This window comes from Thalassospiraceae bacterium LMO-SO8, from assembly GCA_031655335.1.
Taxonomy (GTDB): Bacteria; Pseudomonadota; Alphaproteobacteria; order Rhodospirillales; family Casp-alpha2; genus UBA1479.
Map to the genome: position 1 here is coordinate 2,718,520 of CP134226.1, position 16,972 is coordinate 2,735,491.

16 protein-coding genes are annotated in these 16,972 nt (G+C 62.4%); 1 reads left to right on the forward strand and 15 read right to left on the reverse strand.

Features of this window, described 5'->3' with window-relative positions; all coding sequences use genetic code 11:
- Positions 1–46: 46 nt before the first annotated feature.
- From RJ527_12995 to RJ527_13055, 13 genes are all read right to left on the reverse strand, one after another.
- Complete coding sequence (locus RJ527_12995; GenBank protein WND74955.1) at positions 47–781, reverse strand: flagellar hook capping FlgD N-terminal domain-containing protein; 735 nt, start codon at positions 779–781, stop codon at positions 47–49.
- A gap of 45 nt (positions 782–826) precedes the next feature.
- Entirely contained in the window at positions 827–2,650 is a 1,824-nt protein-coding gene (locus tag RJ527_13000; protein ID WND74956.1) for a flagellar hook-length control protein FliK, read from the reverse strand.
- 201 nt (positions 2,651–2,851) lie between these two features.
- Positions 2,852–4,561, reverse strand: a complete 1,710-nt coding sequence (locus tag RJ527_13005; GenBank protein ID WND74957.1) for a GNAT family N-acetyltransferase — start codon at positions 4,559–4,561, stop codon at positions 2,852–2,854.
- Positions 4,562–4,565: 4 nt separating this feature from the next.
- Positions 4,566–5,516, reverse strand: coding sequence for a Gfo/Idh/MocA family oxidoreductase (locus tag RJ527_13010; GenBank protein ID WND74958.1), 951 nt, complete (start codon positions 5,514–5,516; stop codon positions 4,566–4,568).
- Between the two features lie 65 nt (positions 5,517–5,581).
- On the reverse strand, positions 5,582–6,331 hold the full coding sequence (locus RJ527_13015; protein ID WND74959.1) for a glycosyltransferase family protein: 750 nt from the start codon (positions 6,329–6,331) through the stop codon (positions 5,582–5,584).
- 6 nt (positions 6,332–6,337) lie between these two features.
- Positions 6,338–7,618, reverse strand: a complete 1,281-nt coding sequence (locus tag RJ527_13020; protein ID WND74960.1) for a DegT/DnrJ/EryC1/StrS family aminotransferase — start codon at positions 7,616–7,618, stop codon at positions 6,338–6,340.
- Positions 7,619–7,637: 19 nt separating this feature from the next.
- A complete protein-coding gene (locus RJ527_13025) occupies positions 7,638–8,420 on the reverse strand; it encodes an NTP transferase domain-containing protein (protein WND74961.1) in 783 nt (260 codons plus the stop codon).
- Positions 8,393–9,475, reverse strand: coding sequence for an N-acetyl sugar amidotransferase (locus RJ527_13030; protein WND74962.1), 1,083 nt, complete (start codon positions 9,473–9,475; stop codon positions 8,393–8,395). The genes RJ527_13025 and RJ527_13030 overlap by 28 nt, the downstream gene beginning before the upstream one ends.
- A 55-nt stretch (positions 9,476–9,530) precedes the next feature.
- The gene (locus RJ527_13035) at positions 9,531–10,274 is read right to left on the reverse strand and encodes an imidazole glycerol phosphate synthase cyclase subunit (protein WND74963.1); all 744 of its coding nucleotides are present in this window, start codon (positions 10,272–10,274) and stop codon (positions 9,531–9,533) included.
- A 4-nt stretch (positions 10,275–10,278) separates the two neighbouring features.
- Positions 10,279–10,893, reverse strand: a complete 615-nt coding sequence (gene hisH / locus RJ527_13040) for an imidazole glycerol phosphate synthase subunit HisH (protein ID WND74964.1) — start codon at positions 10,891–10,893, stop codon at positions 10,279–10,281.
- Positions 10,890–11,630 (reverse strand): NTP transferase domain-containing protein, encoded by a 741-nt coding sequence (locus RJ527_13045; GenBank protein WND74965.1) that lies wholly within the window; start codon positions 11,628–11,630, stop codon positions 10,890–10,892. The genes hisH and RJ527_13045 overlap by 4 nt, the downstream gene beginning before the upstream one ends.
- A 35-nt stretch (positions 11,631–11,665) precedes the next feature.
- Positions 11,666–13,480, reverse strand: a complete 1,815-nt coding sequence (gene asnB, locus RJ527_13050) for an asparagine synthase (glutamine-hydrolyzing) (GenBank protein WND74966.1) — start codon at positions 13,478–13,480, stop codon at positions 11,666–11,668.
- Positions 13,481–13,561: 81 nt separating this feature from the next.
- Positions 13,562–14,275 (reverse strand): formyltransferase family protein, encoded by a 714-nt coding sequence (locus RJ527_13055; GenBank protein ID WND74967.1) that lies wholly within the window; start codon positions 14,273–14,275, stop codon positions 13,562–13,564.
- Between the two features lie 180 nt (positions 14,276–14,455).
- Here RJ527_13055 and RJ527_13060 point away from each other — a divergent pair, with 180 nt between their 5' ends.
- Positions 14,456–15,334, forward strand: coding sequence for an AAC(3) family N-acetyltransferase (locus RJ527_13060; GenBank protein ID WND74968.1), 879 nt, complete (start codon positions 14,456–14,458; stop codon positions 15,332–15,334).
- A gap of 9 nt (positions 15,335–15,343) precedes the next feature.
- Here RJ527_13060 and RJ527_13065 read toward each other — a convergent pair whose 3' ends face one another.
- The gene (locus RJ527_13065) at positions 15,344–16,723 is read right to left on the reverse strand and encodes a class I adenylate-forming enzyme family protein (GenBank protein ID WND74969.1); all 1,380 of its coding nucleotides are present in this window, start codon (positions 16,721–16,723) and stop codon (positions 15,344–15,346) included.
- Positions 16,720–16,965: an acyl carrier protein gene (locus tag RJ527_13070; protein WND74970.1), complete on the reverse strand. Its 246-nt coding sequence runs from the start codon at positions 16,963–16,965 to the stop codon at positions 16,720–16,722. The genes RJ527_13065 and RJ527_13070 overlap by 4 nt, the downstream gene beginning before the upstream one ends.
- Between the last annotated feature and the right edge of the window lie 7 nt (positions 16,966–16,972).

Consider the following 16,972-nt stretch of genomic DNA (forward strand, 5'->3'; position numbering starts at 1 on the left):
CGAAATTCGTCTCATGCCCCGGTGTCGGGACCGTCAGTTCACGTCCTCAGGTCGCGGCTTGGGGGTCCGGTTCCGGATCAGGTTCCGGCTCCGGCTCAGGATCCGGCGCCGCCGCCTGCTCCGGCTTCTGCACGGACAGGACGTTGTCCTGATCGACGCGCAGCGGGCCGATGAACAGGGTGGTTTTGCCGTCCACCACGCCGCCGCCCGTGACACGGCCGAAGGTGGTGTGGAACACGTCGAGCAGATTGCCCTGACGGTCGAAGGCCGTGACCTGCACCCGGTAAAGACCGTCCGGTTGCAGCTTGCCTTCGTTGGACGTGCCGTCCCATTCCACGGCGTGAATGCCCGGATCCGTCGACCCCTGAGCGGTGAATACCTGCTTGCCGTCCATGTTCGAGATGGTGATCTGGGTTTCGACCGAACCCAACGGCATGGCGTAGGTGAAGCGTCCGTAACCCTCGTCGAGAACAATGTCCTGGCCTTCGACTTCGACGATGTTGTCGATGAAGCCGACCAAGCTTGCGAGCTTGTTGGTTTCCTGCACGGCAAGCAGTTTTTCCAGGTTGGAGTTCTGGTAAATCTGCTGTTCCACGCTGGCGAACTGCACAAGCTGCGAGGTGAACTGTGTCGCGTCCATGGGATCGAGCGGATCCTGGTGCTGCAACTGGGTTGTCAGCAGGGTCAGGAAACGGTTCAGGTCCTCTTCCAGGCCCTGGGCGCTTTGCCCCGCTTGGGTATCGGTGTTAACCGAGCCTGAAATTCCGTTGATGATGGACATCGATCCGTTTCCTATTCCATGACCTGTTCAGCCGGGGCGTACCCTCTACGCCCTGACGTCGATCCGGCCGTTGTGGAGGATGCCCATTTCGTGGGCGGCCACGGCCGTTTCCATGACGTCGGACGCAAGAGTGTCGTCCTCGACTTCTTCGCCGCCTGTCTTGCCGGAGGCGAGTTGCTGCTGCTTGTTGCCGTCGTCCTGACCCTTGAGGTTGTAGTTCAGGTCGCCGGACTGCATGTCCAGGCCCGCATCCTGCAGGGCCTTCGAAAGCTGGTCGGAATCGCGGCGCAGCATTTCCAGCGTTTCCGGTTTGTCGGCGGTCACCATGGCGACCGTGCGGCCGTCGTGGGCAACTTCGAGGCGGACCTCGACGCGGCCGAGATGCTGCGGATACAGCCGGATGTTGATCTTGTCGGCACCGGCCTTGATCGCCTTGTTGATCTGCACGGTGACCTGATCCACCACCTTGTTCTTGGCGGCGTGCTGAGGCTGCTGCTGATGGGCCGTTTTCTGGGCCTGCTGCGCCTGATGCGAGGATTGGGTCTGGCCGGCGTTGGCGTTGGCCTGGGTGGCGTTGCCGTCGCCCGAGGTGTTGGCGCCGTGCGTGCCGGCGTTCGAGGCACCGGACGAAGCCTGCACCGGGCCCTTGGCGTCGGCGGTGATCTGCGCCGCGGTCTGGGCCTGGGTCGCCTGGCCGGTCTGTGCCTGGGCCTGAACGGCCTGGCCCTGCATCGGGTTCTGATGGCTCTGGACCAGGGCGGCCTGGGTAACCGGATTCTGGGCCTGGGTCTGCTGCGCGTTCTGCGCCTGCTGACCCGACTGCGCCGACTGCTGCTGGCTGTTCGCCAGGGCGGACGCCGCGCTCAGGGCCGACAACGGCCGGCCATTGGCCATGGCCGCGTCATCCTGAACGTTGACGTTCACCGCCAGCTTGGTATCGCCGCCCACGGCCTCGGCAATCTTGCCGGCCTGGGCTTGCAGAAGCGACTCGGCCTGCTTGGCGCCGTCCCCGTTGGCTTGTCCGTTGGTCTGAAGGTTCGCGATGTTGCGGATGTGCTGCGCCTGCTGGTTGGCGCGGATCAATTCGTGGTTCAGGGCGCGCTGATTCTGACCGGCCTGCGGGTCGGCCTTGGCCGTTTCCACGACCTCGTCACCGACTACCTGGGTGGTCTGCGTCACCTGTTTGGTTGCATCCTGGCCCTGAGCCTGAGTGGCGAGGGTGGCCAGCACGGCATCGGCCTGGCTGCCGGCAAGGGAAGCCTGGACCAGGGTTGCGTTCTCGCCCTGGTTCTGGGCCTGCGGCTGGGTGCCGGCCTGATTGCCGTTGCCCGAATCAGTCCCCGCATTGGCGTTCTGCGTGCCCGACTGGCCGTCCGAAGCCTGGACATTGTCGCCACGTTCGGCATTGCCGTCACGGTTGACCGCATCCTGGCGGCGGCCGTCGGAGTTGCCGCGGTCGTTGTCTGCCTGGGTGTTGCGGTCGGTGGCGGCAACGTCGGACTGGTCGGCGCGACGGTCGTCGCTATAGCCGCGTCCGGCATCGTCGCTCTGGCTGACCTCGTGGTCGTTGCCGAACTGGCGCTTGCGTTCCTGATAACGTGAAGTCTGTTCCACTTCCGTGCGTTCGACGCCGCGTGAAGCGGAACGGTCACGATAAGTTTCCTGACGGTTGTCGGACGGTCGGTCCATGCGGGCGACATCGCGCGCCGCGACCTGCTGGGTCTTGGACGCGTCCATGATCTTGCCCTGCATGTCCATGACCAGGGCCTGGAACGTGTCGAACAATTGCGAGTGGGTGGCGAACCGCCCTGCTTGGCGTGCCGCGCCTACTCCAGCAATACCCGAACTTGTGGCCGTAACGTGATCCATCGTGCTCATTCCTTACGCTTCGTTGGCTATCGATCCAAAAATCGGGCGTTCTGCTCCGCGAAAGTCATGAGCAAGCATCGGGCCAGTTGACGAGAAATCATCAACATATTGAAAAATAAGAATAAATTTCTGAGGTGATGCCGGGTGGACTGGGCAATACGGGGCCAACTCGGCAATTTTTGACCGGCAGGGGGAAAGAAGTTACCGCGCGGGCGGCCAATCACGGGCTCGGCGGCAGGCATAAATGATGTCCATGGCGCGGCCATCGATCGGGGTCGGTCCCGGTCGGCGATGGGTCTCCCGCATGCCGCTTTTTTCCATGACCCTCAACATGCCGGTGTTGCCGGCCAGGGTGCCCGCCGTGACTCGGGCGAGGCCGAGGTCGTTGAACAGATGGGTCATCACGGCGATCCAGGCCTCGGCCCCCAGGCCGGTGCCCCAGGCCGCGCGGTCGCCGATCAGGATGCGGATGTCGCCGGTTCGCGTGCGGGGATCGACATCCGTCGAGATGTTGCCGATGTGGCAGCGCCCGCGCGTCTTGTCGCGGATCGCCCACAGGCCATGGGGCGTGCCGGCGAAGCTTGCGATGAAGTCGCGGCAGCTCTCCCGGGTATGGGTCCTGTGGCGTTGTTCGGAAAACCGCACGACCTCGGGGTCGTTCAGCCAGCCCACGTAGGTGTCGGTCAGCAGGTCGTCCGGGAACGGTTGCAGCACCAGCCGCGGGGTTTCCAGAACCGGCGGCAAATAAGGCAGCGTTCCGTCCGGGGCCGGGGGCTCGTCCCGTGCCACGGCGGCCAGGGCGCGGGCGATGCGTCCGGCGGCGGCGAAGCGCGGGGCGGCGGCGGCACGCGCGGCCATGAACCCTGCCGGATCGGTCAGGGCATGGGCCAAGGCGCCGCACAAGGCGTCGCGCGTGGTGACATGGGGAACCGGGCCGTTTTCGCCGCCGGTCAGCCACTGGATTTCACTGTTCCTGGGCAGGACGGACAACACGGCGCTGCCCATAACGGCGGCCTCGGCCAACAGCGACGTCGACAGGCCGACCACAAGGTCGGCGGCGAACACCGCCGCATGGGCGCTGCCGCCCGCGCTGATCGCCGCGATTTCGGCATCATAGGCGGCGTACAGGCCCGCCGGTGTCTTGGGATGCAGGCGGAGCGCCACATGTGCCTCCGGCGCGACGCGGGCGGCGGCGTCGAGTAACTCTTCCAAAACGATCTCGGTGCGTCCGTCGGTGTCCCCCCGGCCGTGCAGGGAATAGTCCGGTCCGCGCCGGAATTCCGCGGGGTCGAGCCCGTCGGACAGTTCGGCGAGGAACAGGATCAGGGGGCCGTCCTTGGGCAGATCGGGAAAGACCTCCCGGCGCACGGCGGCGCGGCCCTTTGCGGCCAAGGCGTCGCCCGCGTCGCGCACGCGGTCGAACACCGGATTGCCGGTCACGCGGATGCGCGCCGGATCCACGCCAAGCGCCATGTAGGCGGCGCGCACGGTCTCGTCGGTGACCAGCAGCCAGTCCGTCAGATGGGTCAAGGGCCCGTCTCCCCGGCCGCGAAGGCGCTGGTCGGCGCTGGTCGGCCCATCGATCAGACAAACGGTCGGGATGCCGCGGCGGCGTGCCGCGTCAGCCAAGGCGAAGGCGGGTGTCTCCGGATTTTCCGAAGTGCCGATGACGACCAAGGCCGGTTTCCCTCTGCTCAAGAGCTGGGGGATAGCGGGATTTTCACCGACGTCATGCACGGCCTCTCCGCGGTCCTGGAGATAACCCAGAGCCGTGCCTGTGGCGTAGAGGGACAATTTTGCACCTTCGCCCCGCAGGGCGGCGTTCAGTCCCAGGACCATGTTGGCCGCGCCTGGGTCTTCCACGTAAACCAGAATCTCCACCAGGGTGGATGATTGTGTCGCATCGGACATGATGTCAATCCACTGGCAGACGCGCACCGCCCTCGGCGGCCGAGCTTAAAATCCGTTCCTTGATCTTTTCGTTGATCAAGGCGGAGGCCAGGGACGACCATGGCGCTGCCGTCCCGGCGGCGATGGCGGCCAGGTTGTCGTACATCCGATAGAGGCTGTCGCTGACGGTTGATTTCAAAATCTCGCCGGCATCCGGTGAAACTTCGTGGGCGTTTTCCAGGCCCCTGTTGTCGGCCACGGGGAAAAATGTCGCGCTTAATCCTTCGAGCAGCACCGATAGCCGCCCACGTTCCCCCCAGATGTCGAGACCCACTTCGCGGTAATGATGGAAATCGACCGTGCCGAAGGAAGCGACCGTGCTGTCTTCCAAGGTCAAGGCAAAGGGCAGTTGAAGGTCGCCCGGGACCGTGGAGTCGGGGCTCGGCACGGCGGGGCCGAGAGCCTGCACCGTCGTTACATCGCCCAGCAGCATTCGGAGAAAGTCGATCATATGGCTGCAATTGTTGGCGAGACCCTTGCCGTAGATGCCAAATACCGCCTGTGGTGCGCCGATCCGCGCCTTCAGGCCGCCGGCCGCGAGGTCGCGGAAGTTTCGGTCAGCCCGCCGCCAATAGTTGACCAAAACCGGAATGCCGCGTTCGGCGCAGATCGTGGCGAGGGCTTTCCCGTCATTGTCGTTGGGGCCGCTCAACGGTTTTTCCACAAGCACGGCCTTCAGGTCCGGCATCGCGGCGACAGCCTCTGCCCGCTGTCCGGGCGGTGTCGCCAGGACGGCGATCTCGGGCCGTACTTTTTCAATGGCGGCTGCAAGGTCCGTTTCGACGACCGGAATTTGCCATTTGTCGCGGGCACCGATAAGGGCGGCTTCACGCAGATCGACCGTGCCTAACCAATCGAACGCGGGGTGCGCCGACAGAACGGAGGCATGGCTCGCGTATTCGAAATAGCGGGCCATTTTCAGATCCTGACCCAGGCCGGACGCTATGTCCCCGAAGCCAACCATTAAGGTCCGGTACGCCGTCATCGAACGGGTTTCTCCTCGCAATGGCGATTGATCTCGCGAAGCGCCGGTTCTGCGGCGAAAAGGCCCAGGATTTCAGGGACACCGAAGGCGTCGCCGTATTGCGGGACAAGGCGTCCATAAATTTCCCGGATCAAGGCGAGGTCTTCCGGGTAGTCCATCTGCAAGCGTAGCTCCGGGGAGGTTTCCGACGCCGGAGCGGTCAGATGATGGATACGGTAGGTCTCTGGGTTTTCGTAGAAATACAGGGAGACATGCTCACGAATTGCCGGATCGTTCTGGGTTTCGGCGACAAACGCCAGATCGTCGAGCCGAAACACCTGGGCATCGATACCCTGGGGCCAAGTCAGGCGTTGGGTGGTGCTGACGACATCAAATTCCCCTTCGTTGAATTTGGTCACCGCCAGGTCGATGACGCGAGGATCCAGCAGGGGGGCGTCACCGCAGATTTCGACGACGATGTCGCCGGCCATCATGCGGTGGGCGTTGACGACGCGGTCAAGTACGTCTTCCTCGCTGCCGCGATAACAGGGCAGGCGGCGTTCCGCGGCCCAGGCGGCAATGGGATCGTCGGCCGGATTGACGGTCGTCGCGAGGACGATCGCATCCAAGGTCCGGGCCTGTTCAAGCCGCCGAACCAGGCGTTCCAACGCCGGCTCCCCGGCCACGTCCATTAAGACCTTGCCGGGTAGACGTGATGCCGACATGCGGGCCTCGATGCTGGCGACGATACGGGGCGCGGTTTGCATGTCAGGTCAGCCGGTTTCGGCAAGGGCGTTCAGGTCGCGGCGATGGGCGTGTACCTTGCGGATCGCGTCGACCATTTTTTCGGCCATAGCATCATCGACGTCATAGGCGCACGGTTCGAAGCAGATCGCTTCATTCTCATGCAGTCTTTCGGTGACAGGGCAGAGACCATCGTCATAACGCCGATCCGTCAGGGTGAACGGCCAGCCTTCGCGACCGATCGCCACGCGCCGTTGGAACAACGGCAGGCGATAAAGCGGTGGCACGTAGGCGAGGTAATGGGGGAAACCCTCTGCCGCCAAGGCCTTCGAGAACAACTCGCGGCTGACGCCGATGGCCTTTGCGTCGAATTTGACGAGCCAGATGTAATAGTTGTGGCGGCAGCCCGCGCGGACCACGGGCACCGTCCAGCCTTCCAGGTCGCGGGTGCCGTTGGACAGGGTTTCGGCCAGACGTTCGCGGACCGAGACATGGCGTTCGACATCCGCCAACTGCACCAGACCGACGGCGGCGGACAGTTCGGTCATGCGGAAATTGAAACCGACCATGTTGACTGCGTCAGAGACGCCGTCATGTCCAACCAGGTTTTCGCCGTGGTTGCGGATTAGCTGGATGCGGCTGGCGAGATCGTCATCGTCGGTGACGCAGACCCCGCCTTCTCCTGTATGGATGTGTTTGTGATAGTTCAGGCTGGCGATGCCGATATGGCCGATCTTTCCGGTCGCCACGCCCTCTTCGGAACCCAGGGGTGCCTGGGCGTTGTCCTCGATCAGATAGATGCCGTGCCGGTCGGCGAGGTCGCGCAGTTGGCGGAGCCGCGCCGGATGGCCGAACAAATTGACGGCCACGATGGCGCGGGTCTTCGGCGTGATCTGCGCCGCGACCTTTTCCGGATCGATGCAGAAGGTTTCGTCCTCGATATCGGCGAACACGGGAATGCCGCCGTAAATCAAGGGCGACACCGCCGTCGCCGACATGGTCCAAGGCGGCACGATGACCTCGTCGCCGGGGCTCAGGCCGATGGCGCCCATGGCGGCGATCAGGCCGGACGTATTGGAATTGACGCTGACGGCATGTTTCACGCCGAAGCGCGCGGCCCAGGCGGCCTCGAATTCGCGGACCCTGGGTCCGCCCAGGAATTCCGGCCCCGGCGAGCCGAAGAAGCCGGACAGGCATCCTGAATCGATGACCTTGCCGACGGCGGTTTTTTCCGCTTCTCCCATGGAAGAATAGGAGGGGGGTTCATTGGCGATTACGGGCGTTCCGCCGAGGAGTGCAAGCTGGCTCATTATCGTCGCCTATATTCCTTCATTCCGCCGTCGATGCTGTTAGTTCATTGCGCAAGTCGACGGTGGACAGGTGGTCGAGTGGATTGCCACGCTCCACAAGCCGGACCTTCAGCGCACGGGCAAGCGCGAGGTCTTCGGGCGTGTCGAGGGTCAGGGGCGTCGTCCGCAGGCCCGGCCGGGATGCGGAAACGTTGACGATGGAGAACGCCTCCGGGTTCTTGTAGATGAACGTCGTGACGTGTTCCCGGTCTTCGGGATCGGTCGCCGTTTCGTCGAGCCGCGCCAGACAGTTCCCGGACAGCGCCTCGACCGTAATGCCGGGCGGAAAGGTCGGGGGAAACCGGTTGGTGGTGATATCCGGGGAGGTCTCTGCGTGGCGCGACAGGACACGGTCGATAACCGCTGGGTCCATGAAGGGGCTGTCGCCGGAGACGCGGACCAGGGGGTCCAATCCGAAATGCGCCGCGCAGGCCGCAGCCCGGCCCAGAACGTCCAGGTGCGGGCCGCGAAAGACCTCGACACCCAGGTCGCGGCAGGTGGCGTCCGTGCGGCAAAATTCGGAAATGGCGTCGTCGCCGGGCAGGTCCGATGTGGCGACGATGATCCGGGCCGGGGATGACAGGTGGGTCATGCGGTCGATCATTTCACCTAAAACGGGGCGTCCGCACAAATCCGTCAGGGACTTGCCGGGTAGGCGCGAAGATCCCATTCGCGCGAAAATAACGACTCCCGTTCGTGTCATGTCATCAACTCTGTCATACGCCTTCGTAAGGCTTATGGAAGCGGGTGACGGAGACGCCATTCATTGCCGCGGTGTTCCCAAATTTGGGGGTCGCGGTGCTTGTCGACGGCCTCCGTGAATTCGGCCTCCGTCATGCCGAGATACTCAAGATGCTCGTCATGATAAGTTACAGGAAATTCGGAATCGTATTTGCGTGCCAGTTCCAGGCCCTCTTCGCGGGACATCTGGCCATTCTGGATCATCCGGCAGGCGTCGCGCACCGCGCGGCCGAACCCGAATTTGACGAACTGCATGTAGTAGTAGAGGTTGTCGATCTTGTCATCGAGGCTGTCGAAGTTGGTGAAAGTGCCGTCTGTGCGGCCGTTGTCCGCCAACTGGAAATCAACCTTGTCCTTGATGAAGTCGTAATTTTCTTTCATGGACCACCGGAAGAAATACCCGAAATACAGGGCCTTCACGCCAATCTCCTCGACCGCGCCCAGGTCCGGGTAGAGATAGGGTGCCAAGTCCTTTTCTTCGATCTCTTCGTCCATCCAGTTGTAGGGATCGTCACCGATCTGGTGCTCCAGGACTTCCGCGAAATCGCGCATCTTCCGATGCTCTTCCGAGAGCAACCGGCCGCCATATTCGCTTTCACCGTGCTCGGCATAGAAAACCAGGGGAATGCGGTAGTTGACGGCGACCTGTAGGGGGACGGCGTTGATGCCGGCGTGCCAATGAATCTTCGGATCGCCCCGTTCGATGAAGAAACGGCGGGCCAGGCGGCGGCAGACTTTCTGATTTGAACGCACCATCAGGTGGTCGTAGCCGAGGCGGATCATTTCTTCCCGGTTATGGACGGCAATATCGTTGGGCATCATCGGCGAATAGGTGACGAGCAGCGGATTGAGGCCGAACTCGAACTTCAGCTTCCAGGCGATGGCGCTTGAATCCTTGCCGCCTGACCAGGGCACGACGCAGTCATAGGCGCCGTCCTTGGCGCGGTAACGATCGACGTATTCCTCGAACTCGCGGCGCCGGGCCGTCCAGTCGATGCTTTCCTTGGCCTTGGCCGTGTGGCACGCGTTGCAGACGCCATCCTCGTCGAAAACGATGCGTGGCCGGGTATCCGGCATGAGACAGGTCTTGCAGTATCTTACCATCGAAAGCTCTTTTGTGAGGGAATCCCGCCTACAATCTGACCGGAATACCTTTCTGTTTCATAAATTTTTTGGCGCTGGCGATGCTGATTTCCGTAAAATGGTAGATGTTCTGGGTGCAGACGGCGGACAGACCGCCCTGTTCGATCCCTTCGACGAAATGTTTCCAGTTTCCGGCCCCGGCCAGGCCCAGGACCGGCACGGTGACCGCCGCCGAGACCTGTCGGCAAAGATCCAGATCGTATCCCTGTAGGGAGCCATCGCGTTCGACGGAGGTCACCAGAATTTCGCCCGCGCCCAGGTCCTCGCCCTCCCTGGCCCAATCCGCTGGGGATTTGCCGGTTGGGGTCGTCGCGAAATGGGAATAGACCTCGTATCCATCCCCGGTCTTGCGCGCGTCGACGGACAGGACGACACATTGCGACCCGTAGGCCTCGGCGATCTGGGTGATTAACTGTGGGCGGACCAGGGCGCCGGTATTGACGATAACCTTGTCGCCGCCCACGGCCATCATCTGTCGGGCGTCGTCGAGGGTCCGGATGCCGCCGCCGACGCTGAGCGGCACAAAACATTCCTTGGCAAACTGGCTGACGACTTCATAGAAGGCCGACTTGTCGGCGGTGGGATCGCGGGTCACGTCAAGGATCACAATCTCGTCCACGGACCAGCTGTCCACGAAATTGTGCGTGTACCGATAATCCGGTTCGAACAGCTTGGTCCTGAACAAAGTGCCTTCATTGAAGGTCAGAACAGTGATGAGGCGGTTGCGCAACACGGGCTTATGCTTTTTCCAGGAAATTGCGAAGTAGGGCCAGGCCGTGTTGTTGGCTCTTTTCCGGATGGAATTGCGTTCCGAACACGTTGCCCCTCTGGATGGCGGCGACAAACCTGCCGCCGTAGTCGCAGGTCCCGGCGACCGTATCGGCGGGCGGCGAGTCGAGCCTGAATTCATGGACGAAGTAGAACAAGGCCTCGTCAGGAATTCCGTCGAATAGAATACAGTCGCCGTGCTGCCGGACATCGTTCCAGCCCACATGCGGAAGCCGCAGAGCATCGTCGTCGGGGGTCAGGCGCGTCACCGGCGCGTCGATCCAGCCGAGCCCTTCGGTGCGGGTGAATTCGCTGCTTTCACTCCCCAGAAGCTGAAACCCGAGACAGATCCCCAAAATCGGGATGCGTTCCCCGATCACCAGGCGGTTCAGCACATCGACGAGGCCACGCGCGTTCAGGTTGGCCATGCCTTCCGGATAGGCGCCGACGCCCGGCAGGATCAGCTTCTCGCATTTCGCCAGATCATCGGGGGCGGCGGTGATCGTGCCGGTAAACCCGACCTTGGCGATGGCCCCGGCGACGGAGGTCAGGTTCCCGAGCCCGTAATCGATGATGCCGATCATGAATCCCCCTGGGTTTTCTGTGGCACCCGGTAGGTGGGATCGAACAGCTTCGGCTCCCGTTCCGCCAGGGCCTCGATCTCGGTCACGCCGAATAGCGGGTTTTGCGGATAGAGGGCGTCAAAAATCTTGGAAATCCGATGGTAATCGTGAACCGTGTCGAGAAGGCATTTCAAATGGCTGCGATCCGGTTTGCGGTGGATTTCGATTTTTGGAAAGCGCTCCGGAAGCCGTTCAAAGAACGGGATCATGGTTTCCCGTTCGTACATGTCCCGGGTCTCCCGTTCCAAGGCGCGCAGCGCCTCCGTCTTCAGGACGTGGGTCTCGGTGCCTTCCGGAAAGCCTGAATTGCCAGGGTAACAGGCCCAGGCGGCGCCGGTGCTGGTTGCAGCCTGGAGCAGACCGGCCGCGAGGTCGGGGTCGGTCACAGGGCAATCCCCCCACATCCGCACCAGAATGTCCGCCCCCGTCAGGTCTGCCGCCATCAGGAACCTGGATACCAAATCGTCGTCCGGCCCACGGACAACCTTGATCTCAGGATAATCCGCCGCCGCCTCGGCGATGGGGTCGTGGGCCTCGCCCTCGGGGATGGCGAGTACGAAATCGTCAAGCCCCTTGATGCGCAGGGCCCGATCGAAAAGATGATGGATGACCGGCCGGCCACATAGCGGCAGCAGGGCCTTCCGGGCAAGCCGGATCGAAGTAAGACGCGCCTGAATGACGCCAACGGCCTTAGTCATCGGTTCCTCGCGGCGCTCCGGCCCGAATGGAGATGTCAGACCACGTCATGTTGATGATCCAGGAAGATACGGGCGGAGATGAAGCTGAACAAGAACTTGGAGAAGCTGTTGGAGGTCATGTCTTGATCGAGGAAGCGGGTGAACTTGTCGCGGTCGACCAGGTCGAAGATTGGGCCGTCGGCCAGAAGACGTTCCCGCGTCGCTGGATCGCGCCGGTCGACCAATGAATTGATGGAGGCGTTGAATCCCCGTTTCCGTTTGTCCAAGCGTACGGCATCGGGCACGAGCCCTTCGCCGGACCGGCGCAGCAGAAGCTTCGCGAAGCCGTCGCCAATGAGATATTCCGACGGGACGCTGTAAAGGAATTCCGCGAGGTGCCGGTCCAGGTAGGGGGATCTGTTCTCCACGGAGTACTGCATCGAATTGCCGTCATCCTCATGAAGGATGACGGGCACGACCTCGGCGAACAGCTCGTTCATCATCCGGTTGCGGAGCAGTTCGGAGGTGAATTCGGTCTCGGCAAAAGCCTCGTGGAAGTCGACGGCGAGAAGGCTTTCGAAGACATCCTGGTCCAATAGGATGTGTTCGCGGCAATCCGGAGACTTCACGAAGGTCATGGGATCCTGGAGAAGGGGATTTTGAACGTATTGTCCGAAACTACCGTTCCAGTCCGACAACAGGGCGTCGAAGTCGACCGTCGGATCGATCTGGGCGCGTTTCCACATCTGGGCAAGCCACATGGAATAGTGATCGTAGTATCCGGTGTACAGTTCGTCGGCCGCCGTCCCTGAAATCGACACCTTGTACCCGGCCTCGTGGATGGCCTCGGACAGAAAGGAATGGACGTAGTAGCTGATTGTCGCGATCGGAGCGTCGTGATAGGCGACCAGATCGTTCATGCGCGCGAAGAAACCTTCGGTCGAAGTATGGATGGCTGTGTGGCGGCAGCCCAAGGCCTCGACCATCAGCTGGATGTTGCGGCTTTCGTCATAGCGCTCGTCCCGGTCGATGATCGAGAAGCAGTGGATGTCATGGCCCAGCTGTTTCGTCGCGATGGCGGCTAGGGTCGAGGAATCGACCCCGCCGGAAAGACAAAAGGCGAGCGGGACATCGGCGCGGAGGCGCAGGCGGACGGAATCAAACAGTCGGGCCCGGGCGCCTTCCACTGCCTCTTCCGCCGACATGGGGCGGGGGATGTGGCGCAACTGCCAATAAAACTCAGGCACTTTCAGGGTGGCGGAATCGAGCGTCAGGTAGGTCGAGGGCGGCAATTCGAACACGCCGTCGAAGAAGGTATCGCCTTGGCTGTAGAGGGTGCGAAAGCCATTGGTCAAATAGCGCAGGATCTGGGATTGGTTGACCGGCGGCCGACGCCCTGCCAGGGCGATCAAGGTCTTGACCTCAGAGGCGAAATACAACGTCCCGTCTTGCGGCCAAAGATACAGGGGCTTTTCGCCGAATCGGTCACGGCACAGCGTCAGGGTGCCGGCCCGGCGGTCGACCAACGCGAAGGCCCACATGCCCTCCAGCTTGTCCAGGCAGGCGGGGCCCCACCGCCGCCAGGCGGTAAGCAGCACTTCCGTGTCGGAGGAGGTCAGAAAACGCTCGCCCAGGGCTTCCAGTTCGGATTTCAGCTCCAGGTAGTTGTAGATCTCCCCGTTGTAGGAAATCACGAGATCGCCCTGTTCGAACGGCTGGTTGGCGCGGGGGTCCAGATCGATGATCGAAAGGCGGGTGTGGAAGAGGGATGCGCGGGTCTCTCCCAAGGGCAGGTCGACGGAGCCCTGCGCGTCGGGGCCCCGACGCGCCATGGAACGCAATGCCGCCGCCGCGCGTTCGGGCGACGGCACCCTGCTTCCGATGGTTCCCGCGATACCGCACATCTCGTCGACTGCCGGATTACGAAGGGGAGGAAATGAGATGCGGGCGGGTCAATTGAGTGCCTCCGTATGGCGGCGGAATTTTTCGGCGCAGATTTCCTTGAGAACCCGGGGCATGAACGAATATTTCCGGCCGCGTTGCTGCAACGGCGTGATGATCCGCATGCGGCCCGCGGAGAACGACGCGACCGCAGCGTCGCTGATGTCGATGAAGGTTTCGGTGCTGGCGTGGCGCAATTGGTGCAGCTTCATGCCGTGGTGAAGGCGGATGGGCTTCTGTTCCAGAACAGCGCCGGTATTCAATTCCGGTGCAACATACTGAACTGTCGTGATCAACCCCTCGAAGTCTCCGTGATAGACCGCCCAAAGGTCCGTGTCGAGGCCCCGGTATTCCTGCGGCGCCCCGCAATGAAGTGTGACAAGACGCTGCCCGAGAACGGCAAGGATCGGGCCGGATAGCTTTCGCGTACCGAACACGATCGCCGCCTCGACCTTGAAGTCAGCCAGCTTCTCCGCCGCCGAAGACGTGGATAGGGACGGAAACTCGGCTGCCGGCGCAAGGTCGCCGAGCGCGGGCTCGGACCCGGAGAACCAAGTATGGCGTTCGAAGGCGTCGCGTTCGTCGTCTATCGGATGCGAGGTGTCGAAGGGGGCTGCGGGGAGGTCCGTTTCCACCAGAACGCCGGCCACCTTATGCCGTTCGGCCATGGCTGCGACGAAGCGGGCATGATGAGGCGATTGCGTTGTCAGAATGGCGATGCGCATGGAGCTACCGCAGTTTGTTGCAGGTTCTGGGTGAACTTGTAATCCCTAATGAGATGGGGATCATATATCGTTGCACGCTAGCTTTAATTCCTTAAGGGGCGGTTGACGCCCATCCCCGACCCGGGCACGAATAAGCGGCGCGCCCGGGCGCCGCTGGTTTCATCGATACGGATCCGCAATATGGCCAAGCTGACAGAGAACGACTTTTTCGAGGTTCTGGAGGCGCTGCTTCCCGAGGATGATGAGGTTGTCGCGATTTATTCCGGACTTTGGACCTTTGCCGGGGGGTTCGGCTGGCCGCCGGACCAGATGGGGGAACGCGTCCTGCGCCTGATCGAGGACTTCCTCGGTCCTGACCGAACCTTCGTGCTGCCAGCATACAGCTTTCTGGATTTCGCCCGGTTCCGGCGGTTCGACTTGGTCCGGACCATGACGGAAACCGGTGCCTTGCCTGACGCTGCCTTGGCCTGTTACGCCGCCGGGGATCGCGGCTGGATGCGCAGCCGATCGGCCATGAACAGTTATTTGGTTCGAGGGCCGCGGTCCGCCGACCTGCTCGCCCGGCCCTGCACGACAGCCTGGGGGGCGGATGGTGTCCTGGGGTGGCTGTGTGACGTCAATGCTCGGGTCTGCGTTCTCGGCGTGCCCTGGGTTTCTTGCAGCATGATGCACCACGCCGAGGAACTTCAGATGGTGCCTTATCGGTACTTCAAACGGTTCGCCGGAACGCTGTTCAAGGACGGCCAGGAAATCGGCCCCTGCGTCGAGGTCATGTATTCGCGTTCCCTCCATGCCGTGCCGGAATGGGACATCACCGGGTTCGGCGCGGAACTGCGGGCCCAAGGGGCCGTCGAGGTCAGCGATAACCGGCGCATCCCCATGGAGTCCGGCCCGGCGCGGGAGGTGCACCGCGTCAACAGCGACTTGTTTGCCGCCGATCCCTACTGCTACATCACCAACAAGGATGTTCTCGAAAGCTGGATCGCCAACGGCAAGGAGGCCGAGGTCGCCGGGCTCAAGCCCGAGGAGCGCTGGCCGCAGCCCGCCGCCGCCGATTGATCGGGGGCCCTATGACAGGTTGGCTCGGACTTTCTTGAACCGGACGTTGTGATGCCCTTCGGCATCGACCACGACGAACCGTACCGGCACCTTGTATTTCGCCAGGCGTTCGTTGCACTGCTGGCGCAGGCGTTCCGACAGTTCGAACGGGTCTTCCGGTTCGAACAGGGAGACCTTGGCCTGGACAACCTGGCCCATGATCGGGTGGGGGCGGGCCTCTACCGTCGCGTTGCGGATGTTGGACAGGGACATCAGCACGTTCTCGACCTCGATAGGATAGACTTTCTTGCCGCCGGTGTTGATGACCTCGGTCTTGCGGCCCAGGAACCGCATGTAACCGTCCTTGATTTCAACCTCGTCGCCGGTGCACATCCAGCCTTCCGCGTCGAACGGGTCGGGCGCATTCAGGTAGCCCACCATGTTGGCTTCGGACCGGATCCACAGAATGCCGTCGACCACCTTGGTTTCGAAGCCGCTGCCACCGACCTTGAGCCAAAGGGAGCCGTTGTCGCGGGATTCGGACCGTAGAACGCCCAGTTCCGACAACCCGTAGGTCTGCTTCAGTTTGGCGTTGGGGAAGATTTCCGAGACCTGTTGCAGGGTTGCCTCGGGCATCAGTTCGGTGCCGTAGGTGATCAGTTCGACCGAAGACAGGTCATGGGCCGCGTAGATGCGGCTGGCGATCAGGAAGTTGAGGAACGTGGGCGTCGTCGGCAGCAGGGTGGCGCGGGCGGTTTCGATCGCCCTGGCCACGACAGCGGGATCCCTGACCCCTCCCAGGCATACGCCGGCACCGCCGTAGGCAAAGGTCGACAGGAAGGTGTTGAAGCCCCCGAAGTGATCCATCAGCAAGAACAGAACCGTCCGCCACCCCTTGCGCGGTGTGATGAACTTGCGCGACACCTGGGTTACGTCCTGAAGGATGCCCTTGGGCTTGCCGGTGGATCCGGAGGTAAAGACGACCAGCCCCGGATGCCCGCGTTCGCGGAATTTGGCGATCAGGTCCGGCGTTTGCGGTGAGGGGCGATGTTCGCAAGTCACCTGATCGTCGGCGTTGAATCGGTAGAGTACAACCGCGCCCGCCATGTCCAGAAGACCGCCGAGTTCCGCATCGACGTCGCCGGTCAGGGGCACGATGATGGCGCGACGCCGAATGGCGGCGAGCATCATGGCGCTCGTCTCGGGGCTGAAGTCGCCGTACAGGGCGGCCACGTCCCCTGCATTGATGCCATCGTCGGCGAGGCGCTTGTCCCAGGCCTCTATGCGGCGCCAAAGGTCGGCATAGGTCGTTTCCATGCCGTTCCAGAACAATGCGGGGGCGTCCCCGCCGCCCTGGATGCGCGACAGGATGATGTCGTGGGCCGGAATGTCCTTGTCGCCTGAGGTCATGTGAATGCGATGCCGTGTTCTTCCAAGACGATCCTGATAAGCGGGTAGTTGAGAATTTCGACCGTCTGCTCCTCGGTAAAGGAGATGTCGAATTCAGCCTCCAGGGCCAAAACCAGATTGAGATGGCGCAGAGAATCCCACTGTTCCACCGTGTCGACGGAGGTGTCTTCGCCGATTATCGCCGCATCGATCTTGAGGATGTCCGCGATCACGCCCTTGAGCCGAGTTTCATTGCCGGTCATTTGTCGT